At 66.6% G+C, this 16,556-nt stretch carries 16 protein-coding genes; 6 read left to right on the top strand and 10 right to left on the bottom strand.

Annotated elements, in window-relative coordinates; genetic code table 11:
• Positions 1-9 precede the first annotated feature (9 nt).
• From lspA to EJO66_RS02365, 3 genes are all read right to left on the bottom strand, one after another.
• A complete protein-coding gene (gene lspA / locus EJO66_RS02375; protein ID WP_124957324.1) occupies positions 10-522 on the bottom strand; it encodes a signal peptidase II in 513 nt (170 codons plus the stop codon).
• Positions 522-3,371, bottom strand: coding sequence for an isoleucine--tRNA ligase (gene ileS, locus EJO66_RS02370; protein WP_124957323.1), 2,850 nt, complete (start codon positions 3,369-3,371; stop codon positions 522-524). Before ileS ends, lspA begins: the two co-directional genes overlap by 1 nt.
• Positions 3,372-3,492: 121 nt before the next feature.
• On the bottom strand, positions 3,493-4,530 hold the full coding sequence (locus tag EJO66_RS02365; protein ID WP_124957322.1) for a bifunctional riboflavin kinase/FAD synthetase: 1,038 nt from the start codon (positions 4,528-4,530) through the stop codon (positions 3,493-3,495).
• Positions 4,531-4,696: 166 nt separating this feature from the next.
• Here EJO66_RS02365 and EJO66_RS02360 point away from each other — a divergent pair, with 166 nt between their 5' ends.
• Positions 4,697-5,257, top strand: a complete 561-nt coding sequence (locus tag EJO66_RS02360; RefSeq protein ID WP_124957321.1) for an HNH endonuclease — start codon at positions 4,697-4,699, stop codon at positions 5,255-5,257.
• Here the strand turns inward: EJO66_RS02360 and EJO66_RS02355 are convergent.
• The 4 genes from EJO66_RS02355 to EJO66_RS02340 form a co-directional block, all read right to left on the bottom strand.
• Positions 5,254-6,042 (bottom strand): enoyl-CoA hydratase, encoded by a 789-nt coding sequence (locus EJO66_RS02355; protein ID WP_124957320.1) that lies wholly within the window; start codon positions 6,040-6,042, stop codon positions 5,254-5,256. The two genes, EJO66_RS02360 and EJO66_RS02355, sit on opposite strands and share 4 nt — an antisense overlap.
• A gap of 22 nt (positions 6,043-6,064) precedes the next feature.
• Positions 6,065-7,417, bottom strand: coding sequence for an alpha/beta fold hydrolase (locus EJO66_RS02350; protein WP_125964558.1), 1,353 nt, complete (start codon positions 7,415-7,417; stop codon positions 6,065-6,067).
• An 85-nt stretch (positions 7,418-7,502) separates the two neighbouring features.
• Positions 7,503-8,618 carry an acyl-CoA dehydrogenase family protein gene (locus EJO66_RS02345; RefSeq protein WP_125964557.1) on the bottom strand — a complete coding sequence of 372 codons (1,116 nt, stop codon included), beginning with the start codon at positions 8,616-8,618 and terminating at the stop codon, positions 7,503-7,505.
• Positions 8,619-8,712: 94 nt separating this feature from the next.
• Entirely contained in the window at positions 8,713-9,894 is a 1,182-nt protein-coding gene (locus tag EJO66_RS02340; protein WP_125964556.1) for an acyl-CoA dehydrogenase family protein, read from the bottom strand.
• Between the two features lie 144 nt (positions 9,895-10,038).
• On the opposite strand from EJO66_RS02340, the gene purN reads away from it, so the two are divergent.
• Both purN and EJO66_RS02330 read left to right on the top strand, forming a co-directional pair.
• Entirely contained in the window at positions 10,039-10,635 is a 597-nt protein-coding gene (gene purN / locus EJO66_RS02335; RefSeq protein WP_124957316.1) for a phosphoribosylglycinamide formyltransferase, read from the top strand.
• A 35-nt stretch (positions 10,636-10,670) separates the two neighbouring features.
• Positions 10,671-10,985, top strand: a complete 315-nt coding sequence (locus tag EJO66_RS02330) for an I78 family peptidase inhibitor (protein ID WP_124957315.1) — start codon at positions 10,671-10,673, stop codon at positions 10,983-10,985.
• A gap of 37 nt (positions 10,986-11,022) precedes the next feature.
• Here the strand turns inward: EJO66_RS02330 and EJO66_RS02325 are convergent, their stop codons facing one another.
• Positions 11,023-11,262 (bottom strand): DUF1653 domain-containing protein, encoded by a 240-nt coding sequence (locus tag EJO66_RS02325; protein ID WP_124957314.1) that lies wholly within the window; start codon positions 11,260-11,262, stop codon positions 11,023-11,025.
• Between the two features lie 44 nt (positions 11,263-11,306).
• Between EJO66_RS02325 and EJO66_RS02320 the strand changes: the two genes are divergently transcribed.
• From EJO66_RS02320 to EJO66_RS02310, 3 genes are all read left to right on the top strand, one after another.
• Positions 11,307-13,160, top strand: a complete 1,854-nt coding sequence (locus EJO66_RS02320; protein WP_125964555.1) for a M48 family metalloprotease — start codon at positions 11,307-11,309, stop codon at positions 13,158-13,160.
• A 28-nt stretch (positions 13,161-13,188) separates the two neighbouring features.
• Positions 13,189-14,460, top strand: coding sequence for an RsmB/NOP family class I SAM-dependent RNA methyltransferase (locus tag EJO66_RS02315; protein ID WP_124957312.1), 1,272 nt, complete (start codon positions 13,189-13,191; stop codon positions 14,458-14,460).
• A 133-nt stretch (positions 14,461-14,593) separates the two neighbouring features.
• Positions 14,594-15,808 (top strand): DesA family fatty acid desaturase, encoded by a 1,215-nt coding sequence (locus EJO66_RS02310; RefSeq protein ID WP_124957311.1) that lies wholly within the window; start codon positions 14,594-14,596, stop codon positions 15,806-15,808.
• Positions 15,809-15,978: 170 nt separating this feature from the next.
• On the opposite strand, the gene rpmG is transcribed toward EJO66_RS02310, so the two are convergent.
• Both rpmG and rpmB read right to left on the bottom strand, forming a co-directional pair.
• A complete protein-coding gene (gene rpmG / locus EJO66_RS02305) occupies positions 15,979-16,152 on the bottom strand; it encodes a 50S ribosomal protein L33 (protein WP_007830291.1) in 174 nt (57 codons plus the stop codon).
• Between the two features lie 11 nt (positions 16,153-16,163).
• The gene (rpmB, locus tag EJO66_RS02300; protein WP_007830293.1) at positions 16,164-16,397 is read right to left on the bottom strand and encodes a 50S ribosomal protein L28; all 234 of its coding nucleotides are present in this window, start codon (positions 16,395-16,397) and stop codon (positions 16,164-16,166) included.
• Positions 16,398-16,556 lie beyond the last annotated feature (159 nt).

Raw genomic sequence — 16,556 nt, 5'->3', positions numbered from 1 at the left:
ATAAAGGCGCTACTTCCCCCGCCGAACCCGCCGTATCTCATCCAGGACCAGGCAAATCGCCCCCAGCGTGATCGCACTGTCCGCCGCATTGAACGCCGGGAAGTACCAGTCGCCGGCGTGGAAGCTCAGAAAGTCCACCACGTAGCCGTGCATCATCCGGTCGATCACATTGCCGATCGCCCCGCCCAGGATGCAGGCCATCGAGAACGAAAACAGCTTCTGCCCCGCGTGCGACTTGAGCATCCACACGATGAAGATCGCAGCCGCCACGCCAATGGCCGTGAAGAACCAGCGCTGCCAGCCCGAGTGGTCGGCCAGGAACGAGAACGCGGCGCCCGTGTTGTGCGCCCGCACCACGTTGAAGAAGCTCGTCACGTAGGTTGCGTCTCCGAGCTTGTAGTAGCCCAGGATCAGCGTCTTGGTGAACTGGTCGATGATCAGGATGATCGCCGCCAGCCCGAGCCATGGCCAGATGCTGCCGCTGCGCGAGCGCGATGCCGACATGGTGCGTGCGGCCGCCATCAGGCAAAGCTCCGCGGCTCGCCGGCGCCGAACAGGTTGCTCGTGCAACGGCCGCAGATCGTCGGATGCGCCGGGTCGTGGCCCACGTCGTCGCGGTAGTGCCAGCAGCGCTCGCACTTCTGCGCGCTGCTCGGCGTCACCACCGAAGACAGCGCATCGCCCGCCGCCAATTCGATGGCGGAGGTGATGAAGACGAACTTCAGGTCGTTGCCCAGCGACTCCAGCAGCGCGAAGTCGTCGGCCGCTGCGCTGAGCTGCAGCTTGGCCTGCAGCGACGAGCCGACCTTGCCTTCGGCGCGCACGGCTTCGATGTCCTTGTTGACCACGTCGCGGATCTCGCGGATGCGGCTCCACTTGGCGAGCAAGGCCTCGTCGGGCGCGGCGAACTTGCTGTAGGTCTGCGCAAAGATCGACTCGCCCGGCTTGCCGGTGCCCACGATCTTCCAGGCCTCTTCGGCCGTGAAGCTCAGGAACGGCGCCATCCAGCGCAGCATGGCTTGCGAGATGTGCCACAGCGCCGTCTGCGCACTGCGGCGCGCGAGCGAGCCCGGGGCCGTCGTGTAGAGGCGGTCTTTCAGGATGTCGAGGTAGAAGCCGCCCAAGTCTTCCGAGCAGTAGATCTGCAGCTTGGCCACCACCGGATGGAACTCGTACACCTTGTAGTGCGCGAGGATCTCGGCCTGGAACTGCGCCGCGCGCGCGAGCGCATAGCGGTCGATCTCGAACAGCTGGTCGAGCGGCACCGCGTCCTTGGCGATGTCGAAGTCGCTGGTGTTCGCCAGCAGGAAGCGCAGCGTGTTGCGGATGCGGCGATAGGCATCGACCACGCGCGCGAGGATCTTGTCGTCGCCCGCGATGTCGCCCGAATAGTCGCTCGCGGCCACCCACAGGCGGATGATTTCCGAGCCCAGCTTGTTGCTGATTTCCTGCGGGTCGATGCCGTTCTTGAGCGACTTGCTCATCTTGATGCCCTTGGCATCCACCGTGAAGCCGTGCGTGAGCAGGCCCTTGTACGGCGCGCGGTCTTCCAGCGCGCACGCGATCAGCAGCGACGAATGGAACCAGCCGCGGTGCTGGTCGTGGCCTTCCAGGTACAGGTCGGCTTCGGGGCCGCTCTCGTGGTGCACGTTGGGGTGCGTGCCGCGCAGCACGTGATAGAAGGTCGAGCCCGAGTCGAACCACACCTCGAGGATGTCGGTGCTCTTGGTGTAGTGCGGCGCGTCTTCGGCGCCCAGGATCTCCAGGGCCGTGACGCGGCTCCAGGCCTCGATGCCGCCCTTCTCGACGATGTCGGCGGCCTGGTCGAGGATTTCCATCGTGCGCGGATGCAGTTCGCCCGAATCCTTGTGCAGGAAGAACGGGATCGGCACCCCCCAGCTGCGCTGGCGGCTGATGCACCAGTCGGGCCGCCCGGCGATCATGTCGTGCAGGCGGGCCTTGCCGTTCTCCGGATAGAAGCTGGTCTGTTCGATTGCGTCGAGCGCGGTCTGGCGCAGCGTCTTGGGCGCCTTGTCCTTGGTGAACACGCCTTCGCCCTCGTCCATGCGGATGAACCACTGCGCCGCGGCGCGGTAGATCACCGGCGTCTTGTGGCGCCAGCAGTGCGGGTAGCTGTGGGTGATGGTCTCGGTGGTGAGCAGCCGGTTGGCGTCGCGCAGCGCGGCAATGATGACCGGCACGGCCTTCCAGATGTTCTGCCCGCCGAAGAGCGGGAAGTCGGGCGCGTAGCTGCCGTTGCCCTGCACCGGGTTCAGGATGTCGTCGTAGGCCACGCCGTGGGCGATGCAGGAGTTGAAGTCGTCCACGCCGTAGGCGGGCGAGGAGTGGACCAGGCCGGTGCCGTCGGTGGCGGTGGCGTAGTCGGCCAGGTACACCGGCGACAGGCGCTGGTAGCCGGCGTCCACGTCGTACAGCGGATGCTCGAATTCGAGCCCGCCGAGTTTCTCGCCCTTGACCGTGGCCAGCACCTTGCCGTCGAGCGCATAGCGCGTCATGCACATCTCGACCAGCGAGTTGGCGAGGATCAGCAGGCCGCGCTCGGTGTCGACCAGCGAGTATTCGATCTCCGGGTTCAGGTTGATCGCCTGGTTGGCCGGGATGGTCCACGCGGTGGTGGTCCAGATCACGGCAAAGATGTCGCCGAGGATCGTGTGGTCGGTCTCGAAGGCCTTGAGCACCTTCTCGCGCTCGTGCGCCTTGAAGGCCACGTCGAGGGTCTGGCTCTTCTTGTCGGCGTATTCGATTTCGAACTCGGCCAGCGACGAGCCGCAGTCGAAGCACCAGTAAACCGGCTTGAGGCCGCGGTAGACGAAGCCGCGCTCGATCACGCGCTTGAACGCGCGCAGTTCGCCGGCTTCGTTCGCGAAATCCATCGTCTTGTAGGGATGGTCCCATTCGCCCAGCACGCCCAGGCGCTGGAAGTCGGCCATCTGCTGCGCGATCTGCTCCGTGGCGTAGGCGCGGCTCTTGGCCTGCATCTCGTCGCGGCTCAGGTTGCGGCCGTACTGCTTTTCGATGGCGTTCTCGATCGGCAGTCCGTGGCAGTCCCAGCCGGGCACATAGAGCGCGTCGTAGCCTTCGAGCTGGCGCGCCTTGGTGATCATGTCCTTCAGGATCTTGTTCACCGCGTGGCCCATGTGGATCTGGCCGTTGGCGTAGGGCGGGCCGTCGTGCAGGATGAACTTGGGCGCGCCGTGGCGGGCGTCGCGCAGGCGGTGGTAGCGGCCTTCGTCGTTCCATTCCTTGACCCAGCCCGGCTCGCGCTTGGGCAGGTCGCCGCGCATCGGGAAGGGGGTGTCGGGCAGGTTCAGCGTGGAACGGTAGTCGGTGGGGGAAGCGGCGTCAGACATGTTGGGGTGCGAAACAGAGGGGCTTCGACAGGCTCAGCCCGAACTGCATTGAGCGGTCGGTGCGGAAGAAAAGCCGTTCGCCCTGAGCTTGTCGAAGGGCGGCAGCACGGTGCGTGCAGGGCTAAATTCGATCGCGCGTGGTCTGGCGGTGGGTTTCGGCGTGGGTCGACGCAAAGAACGCGCGCGCGTCGCGCCCATCCTTCGCGATGCCCGCAGTCAGGGCCTCGAGGCTGGTGTAGCGCAATTCGTCGTGCAGTTTGTGCAGGAGTTCCACGCGGACGATTTTACCGTAGGCCCCTTCGGCTCCCAGATGCGAGGGCCACTCCAGGCAATGCGTCTCCAGCAGCACGCGGCCCGCGTTGACGTCGTTGGCATCGAGCGAGGGGCGCACGCCGAGGTTCGCCACGCCCGGCAGCGGCTGGTCGGCCAGCCCGTGCACCAGCACCGCGAAGATGCCGCTGGCCGCCGGTTTCCAGTGCTTGAAGCGCAGGTTGAGGGTGCGGAAACCGTCGTCCTTGCCCGGTGCCGAGGCGCCCAGCGCGCGGCCGAGCTTGCGGCCATGGACCACGTGGCCCGAGATCGTGTAGGGCCGGCCGAGCAGATGCTGGGCGTCGGCCATGCGGCCCTCGGCCAGCGCCTCGCGCACGGCCGAGCTGGAAACGCGCAGGCCATGGACCTCGTAGCTGTTCATGCGCGCCACATCGAAGCCGTGCGCATCGCCGGCCGCGTCGAGCATGGCGTAGTCGCCGGCCCGCCTGGCGCCAAAGCGGAAGTCGTCGCCCACCAGCACGTAGCGCGCGCCCAGGCCGTCGATCAGCACGTTCTGGATGAATTGCTCGGGCGATTGGGACGCCAGCCGGCCGTCGAAGGGCAGCACGATCGTCTGCGCGACGCCGCAGGCCGCGAGCTCGGTCAGCTTGTCGCGCAGCGTGCCGATGCGCGCCGGTGCCAGGTCGGGTTTCTTGGTGACGGCGGCGAAATAGTCGCGCGGATGCGGCTCGAAGGTGAGCACGCAACTGGGCAGCCCGCGATGGCGCGCCTCGGTCTGCAACAGCGCCAGCATGGCCTGGTGGCCACGGTGCACGCCGTCGAAATTGCCGATGGTGAGGGCGCAGGCCGGAGCCACGCCCGGGTGCCGGAAGCCGCGGAAAACCTGCATGGGTGGGTATCTTTTTGATAGCGCCTTTTGCCCGTCGAATGGGCACATCAGGCCGTTTTGTCACAAAGCCGGTATATTGTGACTCAGTGCGTCGCTTGAAGTGGTCTCCGGCGCGCTCCGTGTCCCTGGTCTTTCCGTGATTCTTCCCTTTTTGAGGAGGCGTGTGGTGAAGGTCTTGAAGCTGTCGGCCCAAGGGCTGCCCCAGTCATGGATATCGCTCGAACAGGCGGTCATCCACTATGCAGCGGACGAAGTCCGCTGGGAGGTGGGCGCGCAGGTGGCCGTGTTCCGTGGCGGCCACAATGCCATCACCGGACAGCAGTCGCAGATCGCGATCAACAGCATCATCGGCACCAAGGGCGTGCCGCGCATCAACCCCTTCACCCAGCGCCCGGGGCTCACCAACAGCAAGCTGTTCTCGCGCGACCGCAACATTTGTGCTTACTGCGGCGGGCATTTCCACGAAGACGAGCTCACGCGCGAGCACATCATTCCGTTCGCGCAAAAGGGCATCGACACCTGGATGAACGTGGTCACGGCCTGCAGGCCCTGCAACCACCGCAAGAGCAGCCGCACGCCCGAGCAGGCCAACATGCCGCTGCTGTATGCACCCTACGTGCCCAGCCTCTGGGAAGATTTCATTTTGCGAAACCGCCGCATCCTGGCGGACCAGATGGAGTTCCTGATGGCGCACCTGCCGCAGAGTTCGCGGCTGCACGACACCTAGCGCTTCCAGTCGGGCGGGCGCTTCTCGATGAAGGCCTGAACGCCTTCGAGCGCGCTCTCGTCCATCATGTTGCAGGCCATGGTCTGGCTGGCATCGGCCAGCGCGGCCTCGATGCCGGTTTCAAGCTGGCGGTAGAACAGCGCCTTGCCGAGCGCGAGCGCCTGGCGCGGCTTGGCGACGATGCTCGCCACCAGCGCCTCCACCGCGGCGTCGAGTTTGCCGGATCGCGCCACCCGGTTGACCAGGCCCTTCTCGCGGGCTTCCTCCGCGCCGATGAATTCGCCGGTCACCAGCATCTCGAAGGCCTCCTTGCGGCCGAGGTTGCGCGACAGCGTGACACTGGGCGTGGCGCAGAACAGACCCACGTTCACGCCGCTGACCGCGAAGCGCGCCTCGCTCGAGGCCACCGCCAGGTCGCACACCGCGACCAGCTGGCAGCCCGCGGCTGTCGCGATGCCGTGCACGCGCGCGATCACCGGCACGGGCAGGCGCTGGATCGACAGCATCATGGCGCCGCAGCGCTCGAACAGCCGCTGGTAGTAGCCGAGCGAGGGTTCGGCGCGCATTTCCTTCAGGTCGTGGCCCGCGCAGAAGGCCTTGCCCGCTGCCGCGATGACGACGGCGCGCACGGTGTCGTCGGCCGCAATATCAGCGAGCGCCTGTTCGAGCGCGCCGAGCATGCCCTCGGAGAGGGCGTTGAACGAGGCCGGGCGGTTCAGCGTCAGCGTGGCCACGCCGCGCGCATCGCGTGTCGCCAGCACGAAGGGAGAAGTCGTGTCGTTCATGTCCTTGGCCCTCGTCGATCCATCAATACGTCAATTCGAGCACCGTCACGTGCTGCTGCGCCGCAGGCCAGGCCAGGCCGGTGATGCGCTCCGCGTTGAACTCACCGGTCACGGCGCGCTGCGGTTGCGCGGCGGCCAGGCGCAGCCGCGAGCTCGACACGCCGGAGCCCCTGGGCGGCACGCCGGGCGGCGGGCTCTGGCCGTCGAAGCGCATGCTGTCGCGCTGCGCATCGAAGTAGCCGCGCGGCCGCGTGAAGACGACCACCGCCTGGGCGCTGCCATCGGCCGGCGTGAGGCGTTCGGGCCGCAGGTTCACGACGCGGCTGCTGCGCGGAAACGGGCTGCGGTAGATGTGCGTGATGCCGTAGCCGGGTGCGCTGAGCACGAACTCGTAGGCCGTGTCCCCGCGCGCATTGAACGGACCCCAGCGGCCATCGGCGCCGATGCTTTTGCTGTGCACCGCATCGCCGCGTCGTGCGCCCGTGGCCGGATCCACGGCGTACACGGTGACCTGCCCGCCATTGAGCGAAAGGTTCTCCGCACCCACCGCCCGGCCGTCGAGCACGACCTTCGCTTCGGGCGCCACCGCCGTGCTGCGCGGCGCTTCGCCGGTCAGGAACTGCCAGGTCGCCGCGAACGCCGCGGGCGAGAACGAAGTTTCCCGGTGGTCCACGCGCGGCAGCACCACGTTGGTCGCGCCCTTGAGCGCGGGGCCGTCGAAGCCGATGTTTGTCGGCTGGCCCGGCACCCCGATCCACACGCCGTCGGGCTGGGCGTACTTGTCGTTGTTGTCCGAGCGCAGCGTGAGCCACTTCACGCCCGGCGTGACCTCGTCGCCGTTCGGCCCCTTCGGTGCGTTGAGCTGCTGCATGAAGCCCGAGAGCCCCGAGAACTCGTTGTTCTCGCGGAAGCCCTTCACGGCCCAGATGCCGTGCGCCGGATTGCCGCCCAGCACCACATGGCTCACGACGGCCGCGCCGCCGCCGTTCTGCACGTAGTTGCGGATCGTGTTGCCGCCGCGCGAATTGCCGATCAGCACCACCTTGCCGGCGCCCGTGGCCTTCAGCACCTTGTCGACCTCGGCCTTCAGGAAGAGGGCCGAATCGGAGGTCGAGCTGCGGCCCGGCTGGGCCACGGCATCGTCGTCGCGCGCCAGCGGGTAGGGCTGGTCGAGCGCGAAGAGCCGGTCGCGCGGCCAGCCGTTCGATTCGAAGCGCCAGATCGTGGCCAGCCAGAGCGCGGCCGAATCGCCGTTGCCGTGCATGAAGACGATCGGCGGGCGTTCGGTGTACGAAGGCGAGGGGGCGGTGGCGCAGGCGGTCAGCATGGCGGTCGATGCGAGCCCGAGGGCCAGCAGGGTGCGGCGTGATGGCATGTGATGTGTGTTCCTGGCAGGGTTCCAGTAAGAACGCCCGCCGGCGTGAGGCGGGCGGGCGTTGGATGCTATGGGAAAAACAGCGTCAGGCGAAGACGCCGGCCGTGTCCTGCATGCGCGCAGACACTTCGCCCAGGTGGTGCAGCGTGTCGCCGAAGGTCATTTCGAGCTGCGTGAGCTTGCGGAAATAGTGGCTGCCGATGTACTCGTCGGTCACGCCGATGCCGCCATGCAACTGTACCGAGTTCGCGGCGACAAAACGCATCGATATGCCGAGCTGGTACTTGGCGCGCGCGAGCGCCTGGCGCCGCTCCTCGGCGGGCGCATTGAGCTTGAGCGTCGCGTAGTAGCTCATCGAGCGCGCGAGCTCGAGCTGCATCTTCATGTCGGCCACGCGATGGCGTAGCGCCTGGAAGGTGGAGATGGTCACGCCGAACTGCTTGCGCTGGTTCATGTAGTCGACGGTGAGGGCCACGGTCTTGTCCATCACGCCGACCGCTTCGGCGCAGGTGGCTGCAATGCCGACGTCCACCGCATATTCGAGCGCGGCCAGGCCGTCGGCCGTGACCAGCATGGCGTCGGCCTTGTCGAACACCACCTCGGCCGCGCGCCCGCCGTCCTGCGTGCCGTAGCCGCGGGCCTCGACGCCGCTTGCGCTGCGTTCGACCAGGAAGAGGGCGATCCTGCCGTCGACCTTGGCCGGCACCAGGTAGGCGTCGGCCTCGTCGCCCACCGGCACCACGCTCTTGGCGCCGGTCAGCGACCAGCCGTCGCCGGCCTTGGCCGCATGGGCCTCGCACACGTCGAGGCGATAGCGCGACTTGCGCTCCTGATGAGCCAGCACCACGATGGCCTGGCCGCCGGCGATGCGCGGCAGCCAGCCGTCCTTGGTGTCGGCGTTGGCATAGCCGCTGAGCACGGCACCGGCAATCAGCGTCTGTGCAAAGGGCTCCAGCACGATGCCGCGGCCCAGCTCTTCCATCACCACCATGCCGGCCACCGGGCCCATGCCCAGGCCGCCATCGTCTTCGGCGATGTAGAGGCCGCCCAGGCCGAGCTCGGCCAGTTCGTCCCATGCTTCGCGCGAGAAGCCGCCCTTGGCCTCGATGCCGCGGCGGCGTTCGAAGTCGTAGCCCTTGTCGACCCACTTGCGAACGGCATCGCGCAGCTGTTCCTGGTCGTCGGAGAAATTGAAGTCCATTTTTCGTTCCTAGCGAAGCTCTTACTGGAGCCCCCTCATGGAGGGGGTGTGGGGGAGCAGTCCTGTCGCGCGACGCGCGGACCGTTCTACGGCGTCAGCCGAGAACGGTCTGCGCGACGATGTTGCGTTGCACTTCGTTCGAGCCGCCGTAGATGGTGGTCTTGCGCATGTTGAAGAAGGTCGATGCGAGCGGCGCGAGCGCCGGGTTGCTGCCCGGGAAGTCGCCCTGCCAGCCGGCTTCCATCGCTTCGCGGATGAGCGGCAGCGAATAGGCGCCGCCGGCCAGCATCATCAGTTCGCTGTAGCGCTGCTGGATCTCGCTGCCGCGGATCTTGAGCAGGCCCGCGACGTCGAGCGAGTTCTTGCCCGAGGTGGCGGCCGAGAGCACGCGCAGCACCATCATCTCGAGCGCGACGATGTCGACCTCGAGCTTGGCGATCTCGTCGCGGAAGCGCTGGTCGTCGTACACGCCTTCGCTCTTGGCGATGCGCTTGAGGCGCTCGAGCTCTCGCTTGGCGCGGTTCACGTCGGCGATGTTGGTGCGCTCGTGCGAGAGCAGGTGCTTGGCGTAGGTCCAGCCCTTGTTCTCCTCGCCGATCAGGTTCTCGGCCGGCACCTCGACGTTGTCGAAGAACACCTCGTTCACTTCATGGCTGCCGTCCAGCAGCTTGATCGGCCGCACCGTGACGCCGGGCGACTTCATGTCGAGCAGCAAAAAGCTGATGCCGGTCTGGGGCTTGCCCTCGTTGCTGGTGCGCACGAGATTGAACATCCAGTCGCCGTGCTGGCCGAGCGTGGTCCAGGTCTTCTGGCCGTTGACGATGTACTTGTCGCCCTTGCGCTCGGCCTTGGTCTTGACCGAAGCCAGGTCGGAGCCCGAGCCGGGCTCGCTGTAGCCCTGGCTCCACCAGACCTCGCCGCTCGCGATGCCGGGGAGGAAGCGCTTTTGCTGCTCGGCATTGCCGAAGGCCATGATCACCGGGGCGACCATCACGGGGCCGAACGGGACGATGCGCGGCGCGCCGGCCAGCGCGGTTTCTTCCTCGAACAGGTGGCGCTGGATGGCGGTCCAGCCGGGGCCGCCGAATTCCTTCGGCCAGCCATAGCCGAGCCAGCCCTTCTTGCCGAGGATCCTGGCCCAGCCCTGCAAATCATCGCGCGTCAGCTCGAGCGCGTTGTGCACCTTGTGCGAAATCTCTTGGGGAAGGTTTTCTCTGACCCAGGCGCGAATTTCTTCGCGGAACTTCTGTTCTTCGGGCGTGAAGCTCAAATCCATGCGTGCCTCGCTGTGTTGATCGGTCCGCCGCCGTCGCGGCTGCGGCGGCGTGTCTCCGGAACTCCGAGTTTTAGCACGGTCGTGCTGTGAATCGGTGTCCGCGCGGCGACAAGCTGCGCGGAGCACAGATAATTCCGGCCTCCCATGAAGAACATCGTGATCCTGATCTCCGGCGGCGGCTCCAACATGGCGGCCATCGTGCATGCCGCCGAGCGCGACCGCTGGCCCGAGCGTTTCGGCGCCCGCGTTGCCGCGGTCCTCAGCAACAAGGCCGAAGCAGGGGGGCTTGCGATCGCCAGGACCCACGGCATCGAAACCGCCGTGGTCCCGCACAAGGAGTTTGCGACGCGCGAGGCCTTCGACGAGGCGCTGGCGAAGGCAGTCGATGCCCATTCGCCGGCGCTGGTGGTGCTGGCGGGCTTCATGCGCATCCTGACGCCAGGCTTCGTCGGGCGCTATGCCGGCCGCCTGGTCAACATCCACCCTTCCTTGCTGCCGGCGTTTCCGGGGCTGCACACGCACCAGCGGGCGATCGACGCCGGCTGCAAGGTGGCGGGCGTCACGGTGCACCAGGTCACCACGGAACTCGACCATGGCCCGATCCTCGCGCAGGCGGTGGTGCCGGTGCTGCCGGACGATACGGCCGCCACGCTGGCCGGCCGGGTGCTCGCGCAGGAGCATCAGTTGTATCCACGCGCCATTGCCGAATGGCTTGAAGATACATCAAGTCACACGTCTTAAATTTGTTTATATTCGCGGGTTTTCGGGAGCACGAATTGAAAACCCAATCGCTACTGTCCGCGGTCGCCGGCGCTGTCCTGTTGTCGGCCTGCGCCGCGCCAGCCCCCGCACCAGCCCCCGCATCCGCTGCCCCGCCCGAGCCGGTGTTCCAGTGCAATGCGGACGGCGCGCGCTTCGCTGTCGGGCAGCCGCTGTCGCCTCAGCTCGAGGCCGCAGCCCGCGTGCGCGCCGGTGCGGGCACGGTGCGCGCACTGAAGCCCGGCGAGGCGGTGACGATGGAACTCAATGGCGGGCGCCTGAACCTCGATGTGGATGCGCGCGGCCGCGTGACGGACGTTCGCTGCGGCTGAGGCGCGTTGGGGCTGGCGCTATGGAATACGTAGCGTTCTAGGCCGGCGCGAAGCGTCGTTGGGGGACGCCATCGATCTCCACGGTGCCCTCGAACATCGCGGCCGGGCGGACCCACAGCCCCTTCGCGCCATAGAGCGCGCGGTACAGCGTCATCGGTTCCAGCGTTTCGCTGTGGCGCACGGTGCCCAGCACCTCGTACTCGCCGCCCTTGTAGTGCCGATAGCGGCCGGGAGGCGTCTCTATCAGGGGTGGCAGGTCGTTGTTGTTGTCGTTCATGTTCTTGCTGGCCTTTCAATGTGAGGCTGGTGGAGGAAAGTCGGATGGATCGCGCTGATTTTGTTCACCTCGTCAGGCTGAGCGAGCATGCCAGCGCGGACGACAGCGCGCGCTACCGGCGCGGCGTCGCGGCCTTTGCCGCGCTCGGCTATCTCTGGGTGCTGGCCTGCCTCGCGCTTTCCGTCGGCATCATCGCCTGGGTCGCGCTGGCTGCCGGACGCGGGCGTTTCAGCTTCACGCGCGGCTGGCTGCTGCTGTTCGCCCTGGGCCTGCTGTGGGCCACGCTGCGCGCGCTGTGGGTTCGGTTCGACGAACCTGAAGGGCGCGAGCTTTCGCGCGCGGATGCGCCGGCGCTGTTCGAGGCGCTCGAGCGCATCCGCAAGAAGATCAAGGGGCCGCCGGTCCACCGCGTCTATCTCGACGACGAGTTCAACGCCAGCATCCGGCAGGTGCCGCGCTTCGGGCTGTTCGGCGGGGCGGTCAATTCCCTGAGCATCGGGCTGCCGCTGCTCATGATGCTGGACCGGCGGCGGCTGCTGTCGGTGCTCGCGCATGAATATGGGCATTTGCGCGGCAACCACGGCCAGCTCAGTGCCTGGATCTACCGCACGCGGCTCTCGTGGCTGAAGCTGGACGCCAGCCTGCAGCGCGACGAAGGCATGATGGCGCTGGTGTCGCAGGCCTTTTTTCGCTGGTACTTTCCGCGCTTCGCGGCCCGCACCTTCGCGCTGGCGCGGCAGGACGAATACGAAGCCGACCGCATCTCCGGCCGCCTGCTGGGCACGCCCGTTGCCGCGGCCGCCTTGACCGAAATCGCCATCAAGGGCAGCTGGTATGCCGACGAGTTCTGGGCCTCGCACTGGGCGCGCGCCGAACGGGAGCCACAGCCGCCCGGTCCCTTCGAGGCCCTGAGGGCGCGCGCCGCCACGCCGCCGGATGCCGAATTCGCGCGCCAGGCCCTGCGCGAAGCCATGCGGCGCGTGAGCGACCTGGAAGACACCCATCCGGTGCTGCGGGACCGGCTCGAGGCGCTCGGCCAGAAGGCCGTGGTGCCGCCCTGGTCGACCGAACCCGCGCTGGGCATGCTGGCCGACAGCGCCAAGTGGATCGCGCATTTCGACAACCAATGGCGCCGCGCCCACGCCGGCGACTGGACGCAGCACCACGCGCATCGCTCGCGCATCCGCGAACGCGTCGACCTGCTTGCGGCTCGGGGCGAGCGCAACACACCCGACGAACTGGTGGAGTGGGCGGATTCCGAACGGCGGCTCGATCCGGCCGCCCCGGTGCGTGCCCGCTATGAACGCGCGCTCCAGATCGCGCCCGAGCACTCCGGCGCGCTGCGCGGACTGGCCCAGATGCTGCCTCTGCGCGACCGCGCGGCGCGCCTGGCCGTGCTCGAGCGCCTGTACGGCTCCAGCGCGGCCAGCCGGTGGTGGGCCGCGAAAAGTGCAGTGGGCGCGCTCGAGGATCCCGATGCAGGAATCCATGACGAGGAAGCGCTCAAGCTTTGGCGCGGCCGACTCAAGGAGGCCGAGGAAGCCGAGGCCCGCGCCTGGGAGGAGATCACCGAGACGCCTTTCTTCAGCCAGATCGCCCGGCATGACCTGAACGACCACGAACTGGGCGAACTGCAGGCCGACCTCGCGCGCTGCCTGCCCATTTCGCGGGCCTGGGTGGTTCGCAAGATCCTGCGCGAATTCCCGTGGCGCCGGGCCTACGTCGTGTTCATCGAACTGCCGGGGCTGGACGACGACGACCGCTGGCAGCTTTGCCGCCAGCTCGAGCAGACGCTGAGCCTGCCGGGCGCCGCGCTGGTGCTCTGGGCCGGCCATTCGCCCACCCTGGCCGAAATCGAGCGGCAGGCTTTCGGGGCGATCTGGACGCGCACGGCGTAGCAGGCCGCCCGGCTGAGACAATCGGGGCATGCACCCCAAAGCCCTGTTGGAGGCCACCGCCGATCTGGTCGGCCTTGTCCTGAAATTCGATCACCCGGCCGACCAGGTCGTTTCGCGCTTTTTCCGCGACCACCGCGAGTTCGGCCCGCGCGAGCGCGCCACGCTCGCCGAGACCGTCTACACCGTGCTGCGCAAGAAGCTCCTGTTCGACCACCTCTCGCCCTCGGGCAGCGGTTCGAAGGAGCGCCGCATGGCGATCCTGGGCTTTCATGGCCCGCGCGACTTCCTGAAGAGCGCCCTCAACGACACCGAAAAGCGCTGGCTCGACAATTGCGACGCCGTCAAGCCGGACGATCTGCTCGAACGCCATCGCCACAACCTGCCCGAATGGCTGGCGGGGCCGCTCAAGGCCCAGTTGGGCGACGGTTTCTGGGCCCTGGTCGAAAGCCTGCAGCAGCCCGCGCCGCTCGATCTTCGCGTCAATGCTCTGACCGACAAGCGGGCGGAGGTCAAGGCCGAGCTTGCGAAGGCTGCTATCAAATCGGAAGCAACACCGTTCTCGCCCTGGGGCCTGCGCATCGACGGCAAGCCCGCGCTGACCAAGCTGGACGCCTTCGCCCGCGGCGCCGTCGAGGTGCAGGACGAGGGTTCCCAACTGCTCGCGCTGCTGCTGGACGCCAAGCGGGGCGAGATGGTGGTCGATTTTTGTGCGGGCGCCGGCGGCAAGACGCTGGCCATCGGCGCGACCATGCGCAACACCGGCCGGCTCTATGCCTTCGACACCTCGGCCCACCGGCTCGATGCGCTCAAGCCGCGGCTCGCGCGCAGCAAGCTGTCGAACGTGCATCCGGCCGCCATTGCGCATGAGCGGGACGACCGCATCAAGCGCCTGGCCGGCAAGATCGACCGCGTGCTGGTGGACGCGCCCTGCTCGGGCCTGGGCACGCTGCGCCGCAATCCGGACCTGAAATGGCGCCAGTCGCCCAAATCGGTCGAGGAATTGACGGTCAAGCAGGCCGCCATCCTGCAAAGCGCGGCACGCCTGCTGAAATCGGGTGGCCGGCTGGTCTATGCCACCTGCAGCGTGCTGCCCGAGGAAAACGAGGCCATTGCCGAGGCTTTCAGCGCCGCCAACCCCGATTTCGTGCCCCAGGACGCCGCGGAGCTGCTGCAGGGCCTCAAGGTGGAGGGGGCCGAGGCGCTCTGCGCAGGCGGAGCGGACGGCCGCCGCTATCTGCGGCTGTGGACTCACCGCCACGCAACAGACGGTTTCTTTGCAGCGGTGTGGAACCGCAAATAGGCACGGCACTCCAAACTAGGGTAAATCTGCGCATTTGTGAAAGGACAAAAGGCCTCTTTTTGGCCCTGCCACCTTAAAATCGCGGGTTAACTGAAAGGCTGCACCTTCGCGTGGCCATGGAGCACTTAATTCAATGTTGATTCCTGACTCTGCCGTTTTGAGCGCGGCCATCGACTGGCTCGGACACGGCTTGTGGGACCTCACATGGTGGCAAGTCGTGCTGTACACGCTCGTCACCACGCACATCACGATCGCTGCGGTCACGATCTTCCTGCACCGCACGCAGACGCACCGGGCCATGGATCTGGGCCCGATCCCCTCGCATTTCTTCCGCTTCTGGCTGTGGCTCGGCACCGGCATGGTGACCAAGGAATGGGTGGCCATCCACCGCAAGCACCACGCCAAGTGCGAAACCGAAGAAGACCCGCACAGCCCGCAGGTCAAGGGCATCGACGAAGTCCTGTGGCGCGGCGCCGAGCTGTATCGCGCCGAGTCGAAGAACAAGGAAACGATGGACCGCTACGGTCACGGCACGCCCGACGACTGGCTCGAACGCAACCTGTACACCCGCTACAGCTGGCAAGGCGTGGGCCTCATGCTGGTCATCAACCTGGCGCTGTTCGGCGTGCTCGGCCTCACGGTCTGGGCCGTCCAGATGCTGTGGATCCCGATCACGGCGGCCGGCATCATCAACGGCATCGGCCACTACTGGGGCTACCGCAACTTCGAGGCGCCGGACGCCAGCCGCAATGTCTCGCCCTGGGGCTTGATCATCGGTGGCGAAGAGCTGCACAACAACCACCACACGTATCCCACCTCGGCCAAGTTCTCGGTCAAGAAGTACGAATTCGACATCGGCTGGGTCTACATCCAGATGATGCAGAAGATCGGCTGGGCCAAGGTCAAGAAGGTGCCGCCGAAGATGCTGATGGGCGACATCCAGCCCGTGGCCAACGAGAAGACGCTCGAGGCCGTGATTGCCAACCGCTATGAGGTCATGGCCGGCTATGCCCGCGAGATGCGCCGCGTCACCAAGGCCGAACTGGCTGCGCTCAAGACCAAGGGCGGCGACATCTCGGTGCTCAAGGCGGCCAAGAACTGGCTGCATCGCGACGACGACAAGGTGCCGGCATCGGCCCGCACGCACCTCGTGCAGGCGCGCGCCGCCCACCCGGTGATCGACAAGATGGTCACCATGCGCGAAGAGCTGCGCCAGCTCTGGCTCAACACCTCGCAGTCGCGCGAGCAGCTGGCGGCCGATCTGGCGGCCTGGTGCCACCGCGCTGAGGCCAGCGGCATCGCCGGCCTGCGTGAGTTCTCGACCCGCCTGCGCGCCGCACGCGCCTGATCAGGCAGGCCTCTGCGCCTATCAAAAAGCCGGCTCTTGGGCCGGCTTTTTTGCGCCTGTCGCATTGCGCTCTGCTTGGCCGGGCAGGGAGCTGCCCATGGCCATTCGACAGGCAACAAAAAACCCGCTGGAATGAGCAGCGGGTTTTTTGCGGGGGAAACCGGGCCGAATTACTTCAGCTTGATTTCCTTGTATTCGACGTGCTTGCGTGCCTTGGGGTCGAACTTCATGATCGACATCTTTTCAGGCATCGTCTTCTTGTTCTTGCTGGTCGTGTAGAAGTGGCCGGTACCCGCGGTGGATTCCAGCTTGATCTTTTCGCGTCCGCCTTTGCTCGTTGCCATGATTCAGCTCCTTAAGCTTGGCCGCGTGCACGCAGGTCTGCGAGCACGGCGTCGATGCCGTTCTTGTCGATCAGGCGCAGTGCGGCGCTCGAAACACGCAGGCGAACCCAGCGGTTTTCAGTCTCGACCCAGAAACGGCGGTATTGCAGGTTCGGCAGGAACCGGCGCTTGGTTTTGTTGTTGGCGTGGGAAACGTTGTTTCCGACCATCGGGCCTTTGCCCGTTACGTCGCATACGCGTGCCATGAGGACACTCTTTCTTGAACAGCTGGCACCGGCGCAATCGTGGCGATTGCAGGTGTTTTGCAGCTTGACCTCGCCAGAAAACGGGTGGCGGTACCCCGGCTTTGCCTGGATTCTCGGCCCCTCGTGAAAAGGGGCTATTTCGGCAAAGCCTCGGATTAT

It is taken from the genome of Variovorax beijingensis, from assembly GCF_003951285.1.
GTDB lineage: Bacteria > Pseudomonadota > Gammaproteobacteria > Burkholderiales > Burkholderiaceae_C > Variovorax > Variovorax beijingensis.
Note: the sequence above shows the minus strand (reverse complement) of the source record. Positions and strands in the feature narration are given on the sequence as shown.

Coding starts and splice junctions, on each gene's coding strand:
- lspA (WP_124957324.1), bottom strand. CDS start 522: ATGGCGGCCGCACGCACCATGTCGGCATCGCGCTCGCGCAGCGGCAGC.
- ileS (WP_124957323.1), bottom strand. CDS start 3,371: ATGTCTGACGCCGCTTCCCCCACCGACTACCGTTCCACGCTGAACCTG.
- EJO66_RS02365 (WP_124957322.1), bottom strand. CDS start 4,530: ATGCAGGTTTTCCGCGGCTTCCGGCACCCGGGCGTGGCTCCGGCCTGC.
- EJO66_RS02355 (WP_124957320.1), bottom strand. CDS start 6,042: ATGAACGACACGACTTCTCCCTTCGTGCTGGCGACACGCGATGCGCGC.
- EJO66_RS02350 (WP_125964558.1), bottom strand. CDS start 7,417: ATGCCATCACGCCGCACCCTGCTGGCCCTCGGGCTCGCATCGACCGCC.
- EJO66_RS02345 (WP_125964557.1), bottom strand. CDS start 8,618: ATGGACTTCAATTTCTCCGACGACCAGGAACAGCTGCGCGATGCCGTT.
- EJO66_RS02340 (WP_125964556.1), bottom strand. CDS start 9,894: ATGGATTTGAGCTTCACGCCCGAAGAACAGAAGTTCCGCGAAGAAATT.
- purN (WP_124957316.1), top strand. CDS start 10,039: ATGAAGAACATCGTGATCCTGATCTCCGGCGGCGGCTCCAACATGGCG.
- EJO66_RS02325 (WP_124957314.1), bottom strand. CDS start 11,262: ATGAACGACAACAACAACGACCTGCCACCCCTGATAGAGACGCCTCCC.
- EJO66_RS02320 (WP_125964555.1), top strand. CDS start 11,307: ATGGATCGCGCTGATTTTGTTCACCTCGTCAGGCTGAGCGAGCATGCC.
- EJO66_RS02315 (WP_124957312.1), top strand. CDS start 13,189: ATGCACCCCAAAGCCCTGTTGGAGGCCACCGCCGATCTGGTCGGCCTT.
- EJO66_RS02310 (WP_124957311.1), top strand. CDS start 14,594: ATGTTGATTCCTGACTCTGCCGTTTTGAGCGCGGCCATCGACTGGCTC.
- rpmG (WP_007830291.1), bottom strand. CDS start 16,152: ATGGCAACGAGCAAAGGCGGACGCGAAAAGATCAAGCTGGAATCCACC.
- rpmB (WP_007830293.1), bottom strand. CDS start 16,397: ATGGCACGCGTATGCGACGTAACGGGCAAAGGCCCGATGGTCGGAAAC.